We start from the raw sequence: 18679 nt of genomic DNA on the forward strand, positions 1-18679 counted from the left end.
TTCGCGGTCCAGGGGGTCGTGAGTGGCGTTTCGGGTTAGAACCCGAAACGCCACTCACGACCCACCCGGCCCGGACACCGCCAGGGTTGCGGTCGTCGCGCCGACGATGTTGATTGGTCGGCGTGACGGCAACAGCAGACCCCCGTTCGGCGATCGACGCGGTGTGGCGGATCGAATCGGCCCGCCTCATCGCCGGCCTCGCGCGGATGACGCGCGACGTCGGACTCGCGGAGGAACTGGCGCAGGACGCGCTGGTCGCCGCGCTCGAACAGTGGCCTGAGTCGGGCGTCCCGAGGAATCCGGGCGCCTGGCTCATGACCACGGCGAAACGACGCGCCGTCGACACCTTCCGGCGCAACGAGCGGTACGAGAAGAAGCTCGGCGAGATCGGCCGCGAGCTGGAGTTCGAGGAGGATCCCGACTTCACCGCGGGTCTCGACGACCATATCGAGGACGATCTGCTGCGGCTGGTGTTCACCGCCTGCCACCCCGTGCTGTCGACCGAGGCCAGGGTGGCGTTGACGCTGAAGATGATCGGCGGGCTCCAGACGCACGAGATCGCGCGGGCGTTCCTCGCCAAGGAGACCGCCATCGCGCAGCGGATCGTCCGGGCGAAGAAGACCCTCGGCGACGCCAAGGTGCCGTTCGAGGTACCCGAAGGCCAGGACAGGGTCGCGCGCCTGTCCTCGGTGCTCGAGGTCATCTACCTGATCTTCAACGAGGGTTATTCGGCGACGGCGGGCGAGGACTGGATGCGCCCGGCGTTGTGCGAAGAGGCACTGCGGCTCGGCCGGATCCTGGCCGGGCTGATGCCGAAGGAACCCGAGGTGCACGGCCTCGTCGCGCTGATGGAGATCCAGGCTTCGCGGTCCGCCGCGCGCGTCGGGCCGAACGGCGAACCCGTACTGCTGATGGATCAGGACCGGACGAAGTGGAACCGGCTCCTGATCGGCCGTGGTCTAGCCGCGCTGGAGCTCGCCGAGTCGCTGGCGGATGGCGCTTTCGGCGTCTACGCGGCGCAGGCCGCCATCGCCGCCTGTCACGCGCGGGCGCGAACGGGCGACGAGACCGACTGGGCGCGTATCGCCGTGCTGTACGAAGGGCTCGGGAAGCTGAACCCGTCGCCGGTGATCGAACTGAACCGGGCCGTGGCGCTGTCGATGGCCGTCGGGCCGGAGGCGGGGCTCGAAGTCGTCGACAAGCTGCTGTCGGAGCCCGCGCTGAAGTCGTACCACCTGCTGCCGAGTGTGCGCGGCGACTTCCTGTCGAAGCTCGGCCGCCTCGACGAGGCCCGCGCCGAGTTCGAGCGCGCGGCCGAGATGACCGGGAACGACCGGGAGCGCACCCTGCTGCTGAACCGGGCCGCGGAGTGCACCCCCCGCGTTTAGGCCGTGTCCTGCAAGTCATGTTCGCGATCTCCGCGCCCAGGCGCTCCCTGACGGCACGGGCGGGCTCGGCCGAGTACGACCCGGTACGAGGCCGACCCGCCCGCACCGTCAGGAACCACCTGGATCACGAAGCCCATCGAACATGACTTGCAGGACACGGCCTAGTCAGGCGGGGGCGGGGCGCAGGGCGCTCAGCGCCCGGTGCTGCCCCAGCCGGACGGCCTGGACGGAGCAGCCGAGCGCCAGCGCGGTGTCGGCGGCGGAGAGCCCGACGAGCGACCGCAGCACCATGATCTCGCGCTGCTGGCCCGGCAGTCCCGAAAGCGGGTTCGGCAGTTCGGCCGCGGTCCGGTGGAAGTCGTCCACCAGGCCGCGCATGACGTCGTAGGCGAACGTGAGGAGCGCGGGAGCGCCGGCCGCCCCGGCGATGATCTCGCGGCAGCTGTCTCCCGCGACGGCGTCGGCGATTTCGTAGGTGCCCGCACGGCGGCCGATCCGCGCCCGGCAGTAGCGCACGACCAGGACGCGGACGGTGTCGACGAGATTCGAGGCTGTCTCCATCCGCCCGCCGGCCTCCTCCGGCCGTCGCGAACCGTGTCCTTCCATCGGCTCCCTCTCCCACCTTTCAGATGAGCACGCCGGAGAGGGAGGGAGGTACGGTCTTTTTGCCGACACGGGCGGCTCAGGCCTCGATGAAGACGATCCGCTCCGGCTCGATCGTCAGGTTCACGGTCTGCCGCTTCACGCTCACCAAGGTCTCGAATTCCGTCGCGTGCCCGTCCGGGACGGTGAACAGCCGGTCGTTGCGGGAATCGAGGAAGTCGGAGAAGCCGCTCAGCGAGACCCCGCCGCTTTCGTCGAGCGCGAGGTAGTCGACGAGCCTGCGGAACAGTTTCGGCAGGATCACCAGTTCGTCGGCCAGTTGCCGCCGCGACGAGAGCTTGAACCCGGAGTTCGTGACGTCACGGGGCCACAGCCCGAGCCCGTTCTCGCGCGCCTTGACCGCCGCCTCGGCCAAGGCGTCACGCAGATCGGGGTAAAGCATCGAATAGAAAGTCGGGTAGACGAGCCCGTCCGCGACCTGCCGGTAGTTCGCGGAGTTCTTCAGCGTTTTGACGTCGAGATGGACCTTGGAAAGGTCCGCCGACCGTCCCGGCCGTTGCCCGGGAAAGGCGAACGCGACCGCCCGTCCGTATTTGTCGGCGAATCGCGTCAGTATGTGACCGGCTACCTTGATCGGCGTCGAGGAAGTGACCGTTCCCCGTTCGTCGCGTTCGACGGTCTTGAAACCGAGCGCCTTCAGCAGGTTCGCCGCGGCGGCGTCCGCGAACTCCGCGGGCTGATGCCACATCCCGCCGGTTCCCCTGGCCTGGTAATGCGTTTCGAGCGCGTCGATCGCGTCGAGCCGCAGCTGCATCCCGCCCCGCGAATTGAGCCGGACCTTCAGGCCCGCTTTCTTGGTCGCCTGTGGATCCTCGGGATAGAACCGTACCGAATCGCCGTCCGGTGAGGCTCCGACGAGCTGGAACGTACCTTTGATCAGCGTCATGGGCATGAGGACAACGGTAGTTCTCATTCCGGTGAACGAACCATGCGTTCATCCATCCAGAGCAGTCGCGGGTTAAGAACGGGTGACCATTGTGGACATTCTCGGAGATCTTCGGAGCGGTTGGCACGGAATGATCGTTTCGTGGATGCTGGCGACCCGGTCACCGGCGACGTGATGTGGGATCTCGTCCGTTCGCACGACGGGAAGCCCGTTGGATCACAGCCCTCGACGGCGCCGCGCACGCCTTCCTGCTCGACACGAAGACCCGCGGGACCCATCAGCACCGGGGCATCGGCACGGCGGGCTGCGAATGGCCGCACGTCGACTTCGTGCCGGAACTCGGTCCGTTCTACTTCGGCGCCTGCGGTTTCCGGCCGACCGAAGCGGGCCTGATCCGGCTCAACGACCAGGGATCATGAAGTCCAGCACCGTCGCCTGAAGCAGCGAGATCACCCCGACCACGGCGGTCAGTGCGACCGACCACAGGAAGGTCTGCCGCAGCAGCGCGCCCTCCTGCCCGGAGCGCCCGATCGCGGTGGCGCCGATGGACAGGTTCTGCGGCGAGATCATCTTGCCCATCACGCCGCCGGAGGTGTTGGTCGCGCCGGCGAGGATCGGGTCGACGTGCAGCTGCTGAGCCGAAATCACCTGCATCGGCCCGAAGAGACTGTTCGTCGACGCGTCCGATCCGGTGAGGAAGACGCCCAGCCAGCCGATGTAGGCGGAGAACAACGGGAACAGCACGCCGGTGGTCGCCAGCGCGAGGCCGAGGGTCTGTGTCGCACCCGAGTAGTTCATGACGAACGCGATCGCGAGGATCATGAAGATCGTCGCCAGCGCCCAGCGCATCTGGTGCAGGGTCCGGCGATAGGTCGCCAGCAGCAGCCGCGGTTTCGCGCCCATCAGGAATCCCGCGCCGATCGCCGCGATCAGGGCCACGGTTCCCGGCGAGTAAAGGAAATCGACGGTCAGCGTCGCCGCGTACGGGGTGTCCTTCGGCGTGATCGGCGCGTGCTGGACGACCTCCTTGTGCAGTCCCGGCCACGCGAACACCCAATCGGCCTTGTGCAGCAGCTTCGTCAGGTCCAGCCATTCGGGCAGGTCCTTGAAGATCGTGCCGATGCGCGAAAGGAAGATCGCCGCGATCAGGACGATGTACGGCGCCCAGGCGTACAGCGCGCCGCGCCCGGCCTTCGCGGCGCCGAGGCTCGCCCCGGTCCGCACGGGTTCTTCGCCGTCGAAACGCCAGACCGCGGACGGCTGCCAGAACCGCGTCAAGATCCACAGTGACGCCATCGCGGCGAGCGCGGCGACGACGTCGACGAGGCTCGGGCTGATGAAGTTCGAGGTGACGAACTGCATGACCGCGAACGACAGCCCGGCCGTCAGCACGGCGGGCCAGACCTCGATCATCCGTTTCCAGCCCGCGAGGACCACGATCAGGAAACCGGGAACGATCAACGCCAGCAACGGAAGCTGACGGCCGACCATCGACGAGAACAGTTCCGTCGCCTGTTCCTGTTGCATCCCGAGGATCGGCGCGGTCAGCCTGCCCAGCACGATCAGCGGATTGCCGAGGCCGCCGAACGCGACCGGCGCGGTGTTCGCCAGCAACGCGAGCACGACCGCCTTCACCGGCGGGAAACCGAGCGCGGCCATCATCGCCGCGGTGATCGCGATCGGCGAGCCGCCGCCCGCGATCCCTTCCAAGAGCGCGCCGAAGCCGAACGCGATCAGCAGCGCCTGGAGGCGGCGGTCCTCGCTGAATCCGGCGAGGACCGCCTTGATGTCGTCGAAGCGTCCCGTCGCGACGGTGACGTTGTGGAAGTACACGGCGTGGAACGCGATCCAGGCCACCGACCACACCCCGAACACGAGACCCATGGCCGCGGAATCGAGGGCGAGCCCGGCGGGCATGCGGTACAGCAGTACCGCGACCAGCAGCGCGGTGATCAGGGCCAGCGCCGCCGAGAGATGCGCCGACCGGCGCAGGACCCCCAGCGTCACCAGCAGCACGATGATCGGCAGCGCCGCCAGCGCGGCGGACAGCCAGAGCCCGCCCGCCGGCTGGTAGTCCTGGACCCAGCCCACCTCAGCCCCTTTGCGCGCGGACGTAACCCAGCCGGAGCGACAGCGCGGCCGCGGTGCCCGCCACCGTCGCGCCCAGTTCGTCGGTGCGGCGGAGCACCCGGCCGGCGGGGCCCGCGATGCTGATCGCGGCGATCGGCCGTCCGGTGTGGTCGCGGACGGCGGCGGCCACACAGCCCACGTCCGGCTCGTTCTCGACGTCGTCCACGGCCCAGCCACGGCGGCTGGTCCTGGCCAGGTCGTCGAGGAGCCGGGCGGGATCGTTGATCGTCTTGAGCGTGAGACTGTCGAGTTTCATCCGGCGGATGCGTTCGACGCGGTCCTGTTCGGGCAGTGCCGCCAGCCACGCCTTGCCCAGCGACGTCGCGTGCTGCGGGCGGCGGGTGCCGAGGCGGCAGGCCAGGGTGACGGCGTTGGCGCTGCGTTCGGTGGCGACGTAGACCATCGTGTCGTTGTCCGGGACGGCGAGATACGTCGTTTCGCCGCTGCGTTCGGCGAGCGACGCGAGATAGCGCGGCGCACAGCGGTGAAGGTCGGTCGCCGCCATCGCGCGGGCGCCGAGTTCGACCAGCCGGGTACCAAGCCGCACGCGGCCGGTGGCGCGATCGGCTTCGAGGTATTCGAGGTTCTTGAGGGTGCCGACGATGCGGTACGCGGCGCTCCGGGAGAGACCTAGTTGCCGGGCGATCGCGTTGGTGGAAATCTCCTGGTTCTGACCGACGTGCTCGAGAACCGCGAGCCCGCGCTCGAGTGTGCCACTGGAATCCAGGCCCCGTGGTGTGCCCACTTCGCCCCTCCGTTGGACCGGGGTGCCGATGATCGGCACCGGTTTCCGCTAAGCGGATTCGGACGTTAACAGTTCGCCCGACCCTTGGGAAGGTTTCTTAACAAACTGACGACCGGACAAGTTTTCCCAGTTCGGAGGCTTCTGGTCAAGATCACCGGATTGGACCAATCCGTTCGGCGGATCCGAATCGGGGTATGACTTCAAAGGTCATTTCTTTGTTCACGGATATGAACGAACCCCCGCCGGAAAATCGTGGCGGGGGTTCGGCGCGAAGTGCGTTTCTAACGTACGGACAGATTCGCGACCGCTCGGACGACGGCGGTGCAGCGGTCTTCGACGTAGGCCAGCCCGCCTTCTTCGGCGATCCGTCGGGACTCGGCCGAGACGATGCCCTGCTGGAGCCAGAGCGCTTTCGCGCCGATCGCGACCGCCTGTTCGGCGATCGGCGGGGTGTCCTCTGACGGCCGGAAGACGTCGACCAGGTCGACCGGCTCGGGGATTTCGGTGAGCGAGCGGTAGACCTTCTCGCCCAGCAGCTCGTCGGCCGAGGGATGGACGGGGATGATCCGGAACCCGTGTGCCTGCAGCACGGCGGCGACCCCGTGCGAGGCCTTCGCCGGATCGCGGCTCAGCCCCACGACGGCGATCGTCTTCGATCCGGCGAGGATTTCGGTGGCGCGATCGGTCATGCCGGGTTCAACGACGGCGGACGGCCGCGCATTCCTAGAGCTTCCAGAGCCGCAGGCCGCGCACCCGGTACACCGGCCAGACGACGTGCCAGGCGCGGCGCCGCAGGAAGACCGCGGAACAGGTGAGGACGCTGCGCGCGGACGTCGTCGCGACGTCGTGGCGATCGGGCCAGATCTCGCCATGCCGCCCGGCGGCGATGCGGAAGACGTTGACCAGGCCGCGGCCCTGCAGGTCGAATTTCGCGCCGGTGTCACCGGAATCCGGTGTCAGGGAAGCGATCTCCGGGCCGAACGCGGCCGCGGGCGCGGGCCCCGCGTCGGCAGGGAGGTCACCGACGGTCGTCGAGACCGCCTTGCCGTAGAGACGGCGGGTGTAGCGCTGGAGCAGCAGCCGCTCCCACAGCGGCAGGACGCGGCGGTGCTTCAGCAGCGCCGAACACTCCGCGTGCCCGATGGCGAAGATGTCGGTCAGCTCGTCGTAGGCGTTGTGCGCGGTGGGCTCGTTGAGGTGCACCCGCACCTCGTAGCGGATGCGCGCGGTGAGCTCGTCGAGCTCTTCGCGGCGGTCGATCCTGGCCTTCGCCCGTGAGAGCGCCCAATCGGACATGGGAGCAGGCTAGGTGATGACCGGGGTCCCGCGAGACCCTTTCGGCCTAATCAGTCGTTCCCGAGACGAGGCCGCCGACCGCGGGCCCCTGAGGCGCGGTAACCGATCGTCGGCGTGTCGCGAAAGCCACTTTCGGGACATCAGACGTCGCGAAAGTGGGGCGGTTTCAATCGGTTGTTGCAAGTTGTGGTGGCTGATAGGGAGATCGGCATGCCAGGAGCCCGGTTGACGCGCGAGGAGCGGGAGAAGATCCAGAACGGTTTGGATCAAGGTTTGAGCCAGGACGCGGTGGCGAAGGTCTTGGGTAAGTCGCCCTCGACGATTTCACGAGAAGTACGCCGTGGTGGTGGACCGCGGTGTTCCAGGCCCGGTACCAAGGTCGATGGCCGGCCCCGCCGCTACCGGGCCGACCGAGCCCAGCGCCTGGCCGTCGAACGCGGCCGGCGCCCGAAAGCCCATCTGCTGGTCGGCACGTTGGCGGCGGTGGTGACCGGTCTGCTGCAAGCGGACTGGTCACCCCGGCTGATCTCCCTGATGTTGCCGAGGTTGTTCCCCGACGATCAGGCTATGCGGGTGAGTCACGAGACGATCTACCAGTCACTGTTCATCCAGACTCGTGGTGAACTCCGCAACGAACTCACCGAGCATCTGCGGTCGGGCCGGGACCAGCGCCGGTCACGCACCAGCACCTCCAGCCGCCGCAAGGGCCGGATCACCGGGATGACCCCGATCAGTGAACGCCCCGCCGAGGCCGCCGACCGGGCCGTGCCCGGTCACTGGGAAGGCGACCTGATCCTCGGCGCGGTCGGCCAGGGCGCGGTCATCACCCTGGTCGAACGCCACTCCCGATTCGTGTTGCTGGCCCCCCTGCCCGACACCCACAAGGCCGTCGAAGTCCGGGAACTGCTCACCAGCATGATCACCACCCTGCCCACCGAACTGAAACGGTCGCTGACCTGGGACCAAGGCAACGAAATGGCCCAGCACGCCCAATTCACCCTGGACACCGGACTACAGGTCTACTTCTGCAACCCCCACAGCCCCTGGGAACGCGGCAGCAACGAAAACACCAACGGCCTCCTACGCCACTACTGGCCCAAAGGCTCAGACCTACGCCACCTCACCCAAACCCACTGCGACGCCATCGCCCTACGCCTCAACACCCGACCACGCCCTACACTCGACCTCCTCACACCAGCACAAGCACTCGACAAAGCACTACTTGCAACAACCAGTTGAAACCGCCTGGCTTTCGCGACACGGCGGCGGCCAAGACCCGGCCTGACCCGTGCGTACCGGCCAGTGGAACGGGCGTCTTGTGCGGGCATCGGTGACGGGGCAGAGTTCGGCTGTCGGAAGGAGCCCATGGACGCCAGCACGCTGCAGGAGGCCGCGGCCGCGCTGCTCAGCGCGTACGAGACCGGCAAACCGATCGCGCCCCTCATCGAGTCCTATCCCGGCGCGACCCTGGAGGACGCGTACCGCATCCAGCAGCGGCTCGTCCGCCACTGGGCCGAACGCGGCGACGAGGTGCGCGGGCACAAGGTCGGGCTCGCGTCCGCCGCCATGCAGCGGCAGATGGGCGTCGACCAGCCCGACTACGGCCACCTGACCGCCTCGATGTTCCACCTCGAACACCAGCCGATCCCGATCGGCGGCTTCCTGCAGCCGCGGATCGAGCCGGAGATCGCGTTCGTGCTCGGCTCGCGGCTGCGCGGCCCCGGCGTCACGGTGGCGGACGCGCTGCGGGCCGTGGACTTCGTCGTCCCGGCGCTGGAGATCGTCGATTCCCGCATCCAGGACTGGAAGATCAGCATCGTCGACACGATCGCGGACAACGCGTCTTCGGGCGGTGTCGTCCTCGGCAGCAGGCCGACCGCGATCGGCGACATCGACCTGCGGCTGGTGGGCTGTGTCCTGCACCAGAACGGCGAGATCGCGGCGACCGGGGCCGGCGGCGCGGTGCTCGGCTCGCCGGTGAACGCGCTGGTCTGGCTCGCGAACACGGTCGGGCCGCTCGGTGTCGCGCTCGAACCGGGGCACGTCGTGCTGCCGGGTTCGATGACGCGCGCGATCCCGGTGAGCCCCGGCGACACCGTCGTCGCGACGATGGCGGGGCTCGGCAGTGTCACCGCGAAGTTCTCCGGGGAGGAACGGCCGTGAGCCTTGGTGTGCGGGAGGCGGCGGAAGCGCTGCTGTCCGGGGAAGAACGCGAACCACTGACCGACGCGTGGCCCGATTTGGACGTCGATACCGCCTATGCGATCCAGGACGAGGCTCTGCGGCTTCGGCGTGCGCGCGGTGAGACGGTGGTCGGCGTCAAGCTGGGCCTGACGTCACGGGCGATGCAGCGGCGCATGGGGATCGACTCGCCGTTGCTCGCGTGGCTGACCGACGCGATGGTGCTGCCCGCCGGTGTCCCGGTGCCGTCGCTGATCCACCCGCGTGCGGAACCCGAGCTGGCTTTCGTGCTGGGGGAACGACTCGCGGGCCCCGGCGTGACCGCGGCGACCGCGATGGCGGCGGTGAGCCGGGTCCACGGCGGTATCGAGATCGTCGACAGCCGCTACCGCGACTACCGGGGCAAACTGCCGGACGTCGTGGCGGACAACGGTTTCTCGGCGTACTTCACCCTCGGCCCGGTCGGCGCCGAACCGTCCACAGTGGATCTTTCGCTGGAGGCGGCGTTGCTCGAGGTCGACGGCGCGATCGTCGACACCGCCACCGGCGCGGCCGTGCAGGGGCATCCGGCGGAGGCCCTGGCGCTGGCGGCCAACATCCTCGGCGCTCGCGGACTCGCGCTGGAGCCGGGCTGGATCGTGCTCACCGGAGGGATGACCGACGCCGTCGACGTACGCCCGGGTTCACGGGTGGCGGCGCATTTCTCGCATCTGGGCTCGATCACGCTCGCCGGGTCTTGACGTCGGCGCGGTCGGCCGTCCGGACCAGGCCGCGGGTCAGCCGTGGCCAGATCGCGCGCGGGAGGTCGTGCCCCATTCCGGGGACGATGTCCACTTCGGACTCCCGCAGCGCGCGGGCCGTCGCCCGGCCGCCGGACACGTGGACGAGCGGATCCTTCGAACCGTGTACGACCAGCGCGGGTACTTCGAGTTTCCGCAACGCGCGGAAGCGATCCCGGCTCGAAACGATCGCCGCCAGCTGCCGCGCTGTGCCGCCGGGGTTGACGCCGCGATCGAAGGACCGCTCCGCGCGCTCACGCATCCGCGCCTCGTCGAAGGGGTAACCGGGCGAGCCGATGACGCGGAAGGTGCGCACCAGCGAATCGACATACTCCTCGCGGCCGCGCGGGGGCGCCGTCAGCAGCATCGCCATCGCCTTGGCGCTCGGCCGCCCGACGAACCGGTTGCCGGTGGTCGACATGATCGACGTCAGCGACCGCACGCGCGACGGGTACTCGATGGCCAGCGTCTGCGCGACCATCCCGCCCATCGACGCGCCCACGACGTGCGCGCTCTCGACACCGAGCGCGGTCAGCAGTCCCGCGGCGTCCCCCGCCATGTCCGCCAAGGAGTACGGCGCCGTGCGCAGGGCGTACGCGAGCGGCAGGTTCGCCCGGCCGGACATCCGGCTGGACCGGCCGGCATCCCGGTTGTCGTAGCGGATGACATAGAACCCCTCGGCCGCGAGGTTCTCGCAGAGTTCGTCGTCCCACCAGATCATCTGCGACGCCAAACCCATGATCATCAGCAGCGGCCTGCCGTCCGGCGAGCCGAACGTCTCGTGGCACAGCTGGACGCCGTTCACTTCGGCGATCTTCTCCGGCATCAGGACAGTGTGACCGCCCAAGTCGAAAAGAGCTACGCGTCCTCGATGTGGACGGCTTGGCTTTCCGGCCCGGCGGTCCGCTGCGTGCCCTCGTCCTCGGCGATCTCTTCCTGCTCGGTGTCGCCCGGTTCTCCGCCGTCGGGCCTGCTGAGCTGGACGGCCTCTTCGGACGCGTCGGCCGGGCTCGGGCCGTCGGCCGCTTCGCGATCTTCCTGGTCGGACATGGTTCCCTCCGGTGGATCGGGGTCGTTCCCGTCCACCGGTTACCCGCTCATTCGCCGCGATACGCGCGAGCCTGGATTTCGTAAAGCTCGTGGTAGAGGCCTCCTTCCCCGATGAGCTCGGCGTGCGTGCCCTGCTCGATCAACCGTCCCTTGTCCAGCACGAGGATCCGGTCCGCGGAGCGGATGTTGGCCAGCCGATGGGTCACCAGGATCGTCGTGCGCCTGCCCGCCCCGGAAGTGCTCGCGTGCCTCAGCCCCGCGAAGACCCGGGCCTCGGCCTTCGCGTCGAGCGCGGCCGTCGGCTCGTCGGCGACCAGGACGGCGGCGTCACGGTAGATCCCGCGGGCGATGCCCATCCGCTGCCACTGCCCGCCCGAAAGGTCCTGCCCGTCGTCGAACTTCTTGGACAGCACGGTCTTCTCCCTGGCGGGCAAGGAATCGATCACTTCGTCGGCGCCGGAGGAGGTGATCGCGTCGTGCCACGCGGCGCGCTCCGGGTCTTCCCGGCCGAGCCTGCCGACGGTCACGTTGTGCTCCGCGGTCATCGGCCATTCGGCGGGATCCTGGGCGATGACGGCGATGTTGGCGTGCACCGACTCGTGATCGGCACCCGCGAGATCGACGTCGTCCCAGTACACCTTTCCCTCCGAAGGCGGATAGAGCCCGGTGAGCAGCTTGCCCAGCGTGGTCTTGCCCGAGCCGTTCTCCCCGACGAGGGCGACCACCTCGCCGCGCCGGATGGTCAGCGAAACCTCGCGCAGCGCGGGGTTCTCCTGGCCGGGATAGGTGAAGCCGACGTTCTCCAGCCGGATCTCCGCCGGATCCGGCGGGGCGGCGACCCCGCCCTTCACCGGGCCGCGTTTCCCGGATTCCACCAGCAGCCGGTGGAAGAAGGCGATGTAGAACGACTCCTCGTACAGGGAGTTCACCGCGTGCATCGTGATGGACAGCGAATTCGACGACGTTCGCATGGCGAGCGCGGCCGTCCCGGCGAGGGCGAGCTCCATCTGGCCGGTGTAGAGCAGGAGACCGAGCACGAGATACGCGATCGCGGTGCCGACCCCGGCCGCCGCGCGCCCGGTGAGGCGGACCATGTTGCTGCGATGCGCGAGCCGGACCTCTTCACGCATCAGGCTGTCGGTGATCCGCCGGTACTCCGCGAGCAACGGCTCTTGGAGCGTCAGGGCGTGCCGTTCGAGGGCGAATTCCCGCCATGTCGCGACCTCCTCGACGATCCCCTTCCGGATGTTGCGGCCGACGGTGTCGAGATAGTGCCGGTAGTTCAGCTTCGCGACCTTCGCCGCCGCCCAGCCGTCGGCCACCGCCGCGAGCAGCAGTACCGGCGCGAGCCACGGGTTGAGCAGGCCCGCCGCCACCAGCGCGGCGACCAGCGAGATCAGCGCCGACGTGAGATCCGCGAGCCAGCGGAGGCTCATCTCGATCGACCGGACCCCGTACCGAGCACCCTGCCGCGCCAGCTCCCGGAAATCCGCGTCCTCGAAGGCCAGCAGCCGGACGCGGACCATCGCGGCGGTGACCTCGTCGCCCGCCGACGTCACGACCCGCGGCCGCAGCGCGCCCTCGACCGCGGCCACCGCCGTGTCGAGCAGCGCGCGCAAGGCGTACGTGCCGACGACGATCAGCAGCGCGGGCAGCGATTGCAGCACCCTCTCCGGCGTCGGCCCGTTCTCCAGCAGCGCGATGAACACGTTCGCCGTGGCCAGCAGGCCGAACGCCGTGACACAGCCGGAAAGGAGGTGGACGACGCCGGCGAGCAGGGTCAGCCGCGGCGACGTCCGCCAGGCCAGCCGCAGCACGATGGCCACGGCGGACGGGAGCGTGCGGATGGCCTTGACCATCCCCGCCGAGGCCACGGTCTCGTCGACCGTGGCCCATTCGGGCATCTTGAGGTTCTCGACCCCGATCAGGGGCACGGTCGCTTCGGGCACTCCTCCTTCTCTACGCGCACCCACCGACATTTTTGAGGCGGTGTGCTTCCTGATGCGTCACCGCGCCTCGGTCGCGGAGCGCGTTGCGAAAGCCACTTTCGCAACCTTCAGCGTTGCGAAAGTGGCTTTCGCAACCTGTGCTCGGGCGACGCCGGGCGCGGGTGGTAGCAAAGGTCCCTTGCTCCTCGGGTGACTGTGTGGGTTTCGGGACGTCTGACGTCCATAAGTCCTCACTGTCGGTCATGGTGGTTACGCGGGGTAAGGGGTGTGTGGAATTAGGGATGCTCAATGTCTCTATTTCCACACACCCTCCTGTCTCGCTCCGCGGTAGCAAAGGTCCCTTGCTCCCTCGGGTGACTGTGTGGGTTTCAGGTCGTCCAACGCACTGAAATCCACACGGTCGGCCGACGCGAGCAGGACCAAAGGTCCCTTCATCTCTCGCCCACGATGGGCTACGCTCTCGCTAGAGCGATCTATCAAGTCGCAAGGGGGCGAACATGGAAACTCTTCAAGACCGGGGGCTCACCGCGTTACGGCTGATCCTCGCCTTCACGGTGCTGTCCACCACGCTGCACTACGCGCACAACGTGATCCGGGCCGCGGACTATCCGCAGGTCGAAGGGGTCTCGGTGGGCATGGCCGCCACCTTGGTCGTCGTCGCGTACGTCCTCTTCACCGTCTTCGGCGTGCTCGGCTACCGCGACTACCTGCGCGGACGGTACTGGCGGGCGCTCGCCTTCCTGATGGTCTATTCGCTGTCCGGCCTCGCGAGCCTCGGCCACTTCCTGGTCGCCGTGCCGCAGATCCCGGCCTTCTGGTTCGCCACGATCTACACCGACACGGCGGCCGCGCTCCTGCTGTGGGCGTTCGTGGTCTGGGCGGCGACGAAGCTCAACCGGGTGACCTCGGCTGACCAACTTTCTACACAACATTGACGCTGATCAGTGCCGTGTAGACAATCGAAAGAGTGACGCGGACCACATCGGTGACGTTCGAACGTCATCCCAGCGGCTACCGGCACTGGAACCTGTCCACCGACGGCGACATCGCGTGGCTCGAACTCGACGTCGACGCGGACGGCGGGCTCGTGCCGGGTTACGAGCTCAAGCTCAACTCGTACGACCTCGGCGTCGACATCGAGTTGTACGACGCGACGCAGCGGCTGCGGTTCGAACATCCCGAGGTCCGTGTGGTCGTCATGACCAGCGCGAAGGACAACGTCTTCTGTGCCGGCGCGAACATCCGCATGCTGGCCTCGTCGTCGCACGAGTGGAAGGTGAACTTCTGCAAATTCACCAATGAGACCCGCAACGCCATGGAGGACGCCACCGCGCACTCCGGGCAGATCTACGTCGCGGCGGTCAACGGCACCTGCGCCGGCGGCGGCTACGAGATCGCGCTCGCCTGCGAAAAGATCCTGCTGGTCGACGACAACTCCTCGACCGTCGCGCTGCCGGAGGTGCCGCTCCTCGGGGTCCTCCCCGGCACCGGCGGGCTCACCAGGGTGGTGGACAAACGCGGCGTGCGGCGGGACCTCGCCGACGTCTTCGCCACCCGCCCCGACGGGGTGAAGGGGCGGACCGCGGTCGACTGGCGGCTCGTCGACGAACTCGTGCCGCGGCAGGGTTTCCGCGAAGCGGTGCTGGCCAGGGCGAAGGAGTTCGCGCGGACGAGTGAGCGGCTCGACGGCGAAGGCGTCGAACTGAAGCCACTGACGCATCGCTATGTCGACATCGCCCGCGGCAAGTCCGAGGCGACGATCACCGTCAAGGGGCCGGAGGACGACGACGGCTGGCTGCTGGACGTCACCCGTGAACTGGACGACGCGATCCTTCGCCTGCGCACCAACGAACCCGAGCTCGGCACGTGGGTGCTCCGCACCGAAGGCGATCCGGCGAAGGTCCTCGATCACGAACGCGCCGTGTTCGACGCGAAAGACTGTCTGAGCAACGAAATCGTCCACTACTTCAAACGGACGCTGAAGCGGCTGGACGTCACCAGCCGCAGCTTGATCGCGCTCATCGAGCCTGGCAGCTGCTATGCCGGGCTCCTGCTGGAACTCGCGCTCGCCGCGGACCGGCAGTACATCTTGGACGGTCCGCCGATCGACGACGAAGACAGTGAAGAACGTGCGTCGATCACGTTGTCCGAGGCCAATTTCGGCCGCTTCCCGATGGGCAACGGCCTGACCCGCCTAGAATCCCGCTTCTTCGGCGACCCGGATCACGTCACGAGGCTCGCGGAGGTCCGCGGCAAGCCGCTGAGCCCGGCGGAGGCGAACGGACTCGGCTTGGTCACCGACGCCCCGGACGACCTCGACTGGGAGGACGAGATCCGAATCGCGCTGGAAGGACGGGCTTCGCTCAGCCCGGACGCCTTGACCGGAATGGAGGCGAACCACCGGTTCGTCGGCCCCGAGACACTGGAAAGCAAGATCTTCGGCAGGCTCGCCGCCTGGCAGAACTGGATCTTCACTCGTCCGAACGCATCGGGCCCCGAGGGGGCGCTGCGTCGCTACGGTACCGGTCAGAAGGCCGTCTTCGACAGGAAGCGGGTTTGAACAGCTCATGCCCACCAAGATCGATTACGACGCCAAGATCCCCAACAACGTCGACCTCTCCGGCGATCGGCGCCTCCAGCGGGCGCTGGAGGGCTGGCAGCCGAAATTCCTGGACTGGTGGGGTGAAATGGGCCCCGCGCTGCGGACGCAAGGGGTCTACCTGCGCACCGCGGTCAGCGTCGGCCGGGACGGCTGGGCGCATTTCGACCACGTCGACGTGCCCGACTACCGGTGGGGGATCTTCCTCGCGGAGCCGGACCCGGACCGGGTGATCGGCTTCGGCGAGCACAAGGGTGAGCCCGCCTGGCAGCAGGTGCCCGGCGAATACCGCGCCGACCTGCAACGGCTCATCGTGATCCAGGGCGACACCGAACCGGCGTCGGTCGAACAGCAGAAACTGCTCGGCCTCACCGCGCCGAGCCTCTACGACCTGCGGAACCTCTTCCAGGTCAACGTCGAAGAAGGCCGCCATCTGTGGGCGATGGTGTATCTGCTGCACGCCTACTTCGGCCGCGAAGGCCGGGACGAAGCGGAAGGACTGCTGCTCCGGAACTCCGGAAGCCCGGACGCGCCCCGGATCCTCGGTGCCTTCAACGAGGAGACCGCGGATTGGCTCGCGTTCTACATGTTCACCTATTTCACCGATCGCGATGGCAAATACCAGCTCGGCACCCTCAAGGAAAGCGGCTTCGACCCGCTTTCCCGCACTTGTGAATTCATGCTCAAGGAAGAGGCGCACCACATGTTCGTCGGCACCACGGGGGTCGACCGGGTGGTCACCCGCAGTGCCGAGCTGATCCGCGAGCACGACACCTTCGACATCGCCGGGCACGGCGGGATCCCGCTGGACGTCATCCAGCGTTACCTCAACTTCCACTACACCGTCTCGCTCGACCTGTTCGGCGGCGAGACGTCGACCAACGCGGCGAACTACTACACCGCCGGGCTGAAGGGCCGCTGGCAGGAGGCCCGCCGCAAGGACGACCACAAGCTCACCGACGCCGCCGGATCGCTGTCCCGCCCCAGGGCCGACGGCACCTGGGAGACCGAGGAACTCGCGGCCATCCTGCTGCTGAACCTCGACCTGCGCGAGGAGTACCGCGCCGACTGCCAGACCGGCGTCAACCGCTGGAACAAGATCCTGGAGGAGGCGGGCGTCGACTTCCGATTCGTCCTCCCGCACCCTGGATTCAATCGCGAAGTCGGCATAAACTCCGGCCACCATGTGACGCCCGACGGCACCGTTGTCGACGAGCGGACCTGGCTGGCCGGCAAACGCAAGTGGCTGCCCACTCCCGAAGACCTGTCCTTCGTCCGATCGCTGATGCACCCGGTGTACGAGCGAGGAAAGATCGCGAGCTGGGTGGCGCCGCCACGCCAGGGCATCAATGGGAAACCGTTCGACTACGAATACGTTTACCTGAGCTGAGCGATAGAGGTGCGCCCGTGACCGCTGCTGCTACCGGGTTCAACGCGGCGAGCTACCTGCTCGACCGGCATCTGGCGGAAGGGCACGGGGCGAAGGACGCCGTCGTTTCCCCGCGGCGGAGCCTCACGTACGCGGAGCTGACGGCCGAAAGCCGCCGGGTCGCGGCGGGGCTGAAGGCGATCGGCGTCCGCCCGGAGGAACGGGTCCTGTTCTGCATGGTCGACGACGTCGAGCTGCTCACCGGGATCCTCGGCGCGATGCTGGCCGGAGCGGTCGCGGTGCCGGTGTCCACCATGGTCACCGGCCTGGATCTCGGCAAGCTGCTCGCCGATTCGCGGGCGAGGGTGCTGTGTGTTTCGGGCGAGTTCGCCGCGCAGGCGACAGTCGCGCTGGGGCTGGCGCCCGAGGTCACCGACGTCGTGCTGGACAGGGCCAAGGTGGCCGAACTGCCGCCCGGGGTCCGCGCGCACGAGTGGGGTGATCTGTCCACAGTGGACGAAGCCGGTTTCCGGCCGGCGCAGACCTGGGAGGATTCGCCCGCGCTCTGGCTGTACACGTCGGGAACGACGGGCAAGCCGAAGGGCGCGATGCACCGGCACGCGAGCATCCGCGCGGTCTGTGAAACGTATGCGCGCGGCGTGCTGGACATCGGGCCGAACGACCGGTTCCTGTCCGTCCCGAAGCTGTTCTTCGCTTACGGCTTGGGGAATTCGGCGTTCTTCCCGCTCGCGGCGGGCGGGACGACCCTGCTCGAACCGGCGCGGCCGACCCCGGGGCTGATCGCCGCCAGGGTCCGCGCGGAGCGGCCGACGTTGTTCTTCGCCGTCCCGACGTTCTACGCCGCGCTGCTCGCCAGCGACATCCCCGACGACACGTTCTCCTCGGTGCGCCAAGCGGTTTCGGCGGGCGAGCCGCTGCCAGCGGTGCTGTACGAACGGTTCCGCGACCGCTTCGGCGTCGAGATCCTGGACGGGATCGGCTCGACCGAGGCGTTGCACATCTTCCTGACCAACCGGCCGCGGCAGGTCCGTCCCGGCAGCACCGGGGTGCCGGTGCCCGGCTACGAGATCGCGCTGCGCGACGAACAGGGCGGGCCGGTGCCGGACGGGCAGCCCGGCGAACTGTTCGTCGCCGGGCCGTCGATCGCGACGGGGTACTGGGCGCGGTACGAGACGACGAAGCACGTCTTCCAGGGTGAATGGCTGCGGACCGGCGACAGCTTCGTGCGCAACGCCGACGGGAGCTACACCTGTCTCGGCCGCTTCAACGACATGCTGAAACCGGGCGGGATCTGGGTGTCGCCCGCCGAGGTCGAGGACAGGCTGCTGCAACATCCGGCGGTCGCCGAGGTCGCGGTGGTGGCCGCCTTCGACGCCGACGGTATCGAGAAACCGGTCGCGTGCGTGGTCGGCGTGCCCGGCGGCAGGCTGGACGCGGACGAGCTGATCGAGTTCTGCCGGGCCGGGCTGGCGTCGTTCAAACGGCCGCGAAGCATCGTCGAGCTGGGCGAACTGCCGAAGACGGCGACCGGGAAGATCCGCCGCAACGTCATCCGGGAACTGGTGCGGGACATGTACGAGGTCCAGGCCCCCGCCCCGCCGCATTTGGTCCTCTGAACGCGGT

At 68.2% G+C, this 18679-nt stretch carries 18 protein-coding genes; 9 read left to right on the top strand and 9 right to left on the bottom strand.

Annotated elements, in window-relative coordinates; translation table 11 throughout:
* The first annotated feature begins 113 nt into the window (after window positions 1-113).
* A complete protein-coding gene (locus NQK81_RS28525) occupies window positions 114-1388 on the top strand; it encodes an RNA polymerase sigma factor (protein ID WP_126730270.1) in 1275 nt (424 codons plus the stop codon).
* Between the two features lie 165 nt (window positions 1389-1553).
* On the opposite strand, the gene NQK81_RS28530 is transcribed toward NQK81_RS28525, so the two are convergent.
* Window positions 1554-1949, bottom strand: a complete 396-nt coding sequence (locus tag NQK81_RS28530) for a sigma factor-like helix-turn-helix DNA-binding protein (protein WP_257483977.1) — start codon at window positions 1947-1949, stop codon at window positions 1554-1556.
* Between the two features lie 121 nt (window positions 1950-2070).
* Window positions 2071-2943, bottom strand: coding sequence for a nuclease (locus NQK81_RS28535; RefSeq protein WP_257483978.1), 873 nt, complete (start codon window positions 2941-2943; stop codon window positions 2071-2073).
* Window positions 2944-3113: 170 nt separating this feature from the next.
* On the opposite strand from NQK81_RS28535, the gene NQK81_RS28540 reads away from it, so the two are divergent.
* The gene (locus NQK81_RS28540; protein ID WP_257483979.1) at window positions 3114-3356 is read left to right on the top strand and encodes a hypothetical protein; all 243 of its coding nucleotides are present in this window, start codon (window positions 3114-3116) and stop codon (window positions 3354-3356) included.
* On the opposite strand, the gene NQK81_RS28545 is transcribed toward NQK81_RS28540, so the two are convergent.
* The 4 genes from NQK81_RS28545 to NQK81_RS28560 all read right to left on the bottom strand — a co-directional run bounded on the left by NQK81_RS28545 (window position 3337) and on the right by NQK81_RS28560 (window position 7108).
* Entirely contained in the window at window positions 3337-5028 is a 1692-nt protein-coding gene (locus NQK81_RS28545) for an L-lactate permease (protein ID WP_257483980.1), read from the bottom strand. The two genes, NQK81_RS28540 and NQK81_RS28545, sit on opposite strands and share 20 nt — an antisense overlap.
* A 1-nt stretch (window position 5029) precedes the next feature.
* Window positions 5030-5812, bottom strand: a complete 783-nt coding sequence (locus NQK81_RS28550; protein WP_005165190.1) for an IclR family transcriptional regulator — start codon at window positions 5810-5812, stop codon at window positions 5030-5032.
* Window positions 5813-6093: 281 nt separating this feature from the next.
* Window positions 6094-6501 (bottom strand): CoA-binding protein, encoded by a 408-nt coding sequence (locus NQK81_RS28555; protein ID WP_126730277.1) that lies wholly within the window; start codon window positions 6499-6501, stop codon window positions 6094-6096.
* 34 nt (window positions 6502-6535) lie between these two features.
* Entirely contained in the window at window positions 6536-7108 is a 573-nt protein-coding gene (locus tag NQK81_RS28560; protein ID WP_257483981.1) for a hypothetical protein, read from the bottom strand.
* Window positions 7109-7318: 210 nt separating this feature from the next.
* Between NQK81_RS28560 and NQK81_RS28565 the strand changes: the two genes are divergently transcribed.
* The 3 genes from NQK81_RS28565 (at window position 7319) to NQK81_RS28575 (ending at window position 10029) form a co-directional block, all read left to right on the top strand.
* Window positions 7319-8347, top strand: a complete 1029-nt coding sequence (locus tag NQK81_RS28565) for an IS30 family transposase (protein WP_443092901.1) — start codon at window positions 7319-7321, stop codon at window positions 8345-8347.
* Between the two features lie 126 nt (window positions 8348-8473).
* Window positions 8474-9271, top strand: coding sequence for a 2-keto-4-pentenoate hydratase (locus tag NQK81_RS28570; protein WP_257483983.1), 798 nt, complete (start codon window positions 8474-8476; stop codon window positions 9269-9271).
* Window positions 9268-10029 (top strand): 2-keto-4-pentenoate hydratase, encoded by a 762-nt coding sequence (locus NQK81_RS28575; RefSeq protein WP_257483984.1) that lies wholly within the window; start codon window positions 9268-9270, stop codon window positions 10027-10029. The genes NQK81_RS28570 and NQK81_RS28575 overlap by 4 nt, the downstream gene beginning before the upstream one ends.
* On the opposite strand, the gene NQK81_RS28580 is transcribed toward NQK81_RS28575, so the two are convergent.
* From NQK81_RS28580 to NQK81_RS28590, 3 genes are read right to left on the bottom strand one after another with little or no spacing between them, the layout of a single operon-like run.
* Window positions 10010-10894, bottom strand: a complete 885-nt coding sequence (locus tag NQK81_RS28580) for an alpha/beta fold hydrolase (RefSeq protein ID WP_257483985.1) — start codon at window positions 10892-10894, stop codon at window positions 10010-10012. The two genes, NQK81_RS28575 and NQK81_RS28580, sit on opposite strands and share 20 nt — an antisense overlap.
* 32 nt (window positions 10895-10926) lie before the next feature.
* On the bottom strand, window positions 10927-11118 hold the full coding sequence (locus NQK81_RS28585) for a hypothetical protein (protein ID WP_257483986.1): 192 nt from the start codon (window positions 11116-11118) through the stop codon (window positions 10927-10929).
* Window positions 11119-11165: 47 nt separating this feature from the next.
* Complete coding sequence (locus tag NQK81_RS28590) at window positions 11166-13067, bottom strand: ABC transporter ATP-binding protein (protein ID WP_257483987.1); 1902 nt, start codon at window positions 13065-13067, stop codon at window positions 11166-11168.
* Between the two features lie 497 nt (window positions 13068-13564).
* Between NQK81_RS28590 and NQK81_RS28595 the strand changes: the two genes are divergently transcribed.
* The 4 genes from NQK81_RS28595 to NQK81_RS28610 are packed head-to-tail and all read left to right on the top strand — an operon-like array spanning window position 13565 to window position 18672.
* On the top strand, window positions 13565-14002 hold the full coding sequence (locus NQK81_RS28595) for a hypothetical protein (RefSeq protein ID WP_257483988.1): 438 nt from the start codon (window positions 13565-13567) through the stop codon (window positions 14000-14002).
* Window positions 14003-14034: 32 nt separating this feature from the next.
* Window positions 14035-15627: a 2,3-epoxybenzoyl-CoA dihydrolase gene (gene boxC / locus NQK81_RS28600; RefSeq protein ID WP_257483989.1), complete on the top strand. Its 1593-nt coding sequence runs from the start codon at window positions 14035-14037 to the stop codon at window positions 15625-15627.
* A 7-nt stretch (window positions 15628-15634) separates the two neighbouring features.
* Window positions 15635-17056 (top strand): benzoyl-CoA 2,3-epoxidase subunit BoxB, encoded by a 1422-nt coding sequence (gene boxB / locus NQK81_RS28605; RefSeq protein WP_257483990.1) that lies wholly within the window; start codon window positions 15635-15637, stop codon window positions 17054-17056.
* A gap of 17 nt (window positions 17057-17073) precedes the next feature.
* Window positions 17074-18672 (top strand): benzoate-CoA ligase family protein, encoded by a 1599-nt coding sequence (locus NQK81_RS28610; protein ID WP_257483991.1) that lies wholly within the window; start codon window positions 17074-17076, stop codon window positions 18670-18672.
* The last annotated feature ends 7 nt before the right edge of the window (window positions 18673-18679 follow it).

This window comes from Amycolatopsis roodepoortensis, assembly GCF_024628825.1.
In the GTDB taxonomy this organism is placed as follows: domain Bacteria; phylum Actinomycetota; class Actinomycetes; order Mycobacteriales; family Pseudonocardiaceae; genus Amycolatopsis; species Amycolatopsis roodepoortensis.

What these genes read in the sequence shown, in the direction of transcription:
- NQK81_RS28555 (WP_126730277.1), bottom strand. Translation starts at nt 6,501, where the DNA reads ATGACCGATCGCGCCACCGAAATCCTCGCCGGATCGAAGACGATCGCC.
- boxB (WP_257483990.1), top strand. Translation starts at nt 15,635, where the DNA reads ATGCCCACCAAGATCGATTACGACGCCAAGATCCCCAACAACGTCGAC.
- NQK81_RS28580 (WP_257483985.1), bottom strand. Translation starts at nt 10,894, where the DNA reads ATGCCGGAGAAGATCGCCGAAGTGAACGGCGTCCAGCTGTGCCACGAG.
- NQK81_RS28570 (WP_257483983.1), top strand. Translation starts at nt 8,474, where the DNA reads ATGGACGCCAGCACGCTGCAGGAGGCCGCGGCCGCGCTGCTCAGCGCG.
- NQK81_RS28530 (WP_257483977.1), bottom strand. Translation starts at nt 1,949, where the DNA reads ATGGAGACAGCCTCGAATCTCGTCGACACCGTCCGCGTCCTGGTCGTG.
- NQK81_RS28565 (WP_443092901.1), top strand. Translation starts at nt 7,319, where the DNA reads ATGCCAGGAGCCCGGTTGACGCGCGAGGAGCGGGAGAAGATCCAGAAC.
- NQK81_RS28595 (WP_257483988.1), top strand. Translation starts at nt 13,565, where the DNA reads ATGGAAACTCTTCAAGACCGGGGGCTCACCGCGTTACGGCTGATCCTC.
- NQK81_RS28535 (WP_257483978.1), bottom strand. Translation starts at nt 2,943, where the DNA reads ATGCCCATGACGCTGATCAAAGGTACGTTCCAGCTCGTCGGAGCCTCA.
- NQK81_RS28560 (WP_257483981.1), bottom strand. Translation starts at nt 7,108, where the DNA reads ATGTCCGATTGGGCGCTCTCACGGGCGAAGGCCAGGATCGACCGCCGC.
- NQK81_RS28585 (WP_257483986.1), bottom strand. Translation starts at nt 11,118, where the DNA reads ATGTCCGACCAGGAAGATCGCGAAGCGGCCGACGGCCCGAGCCCGGCC.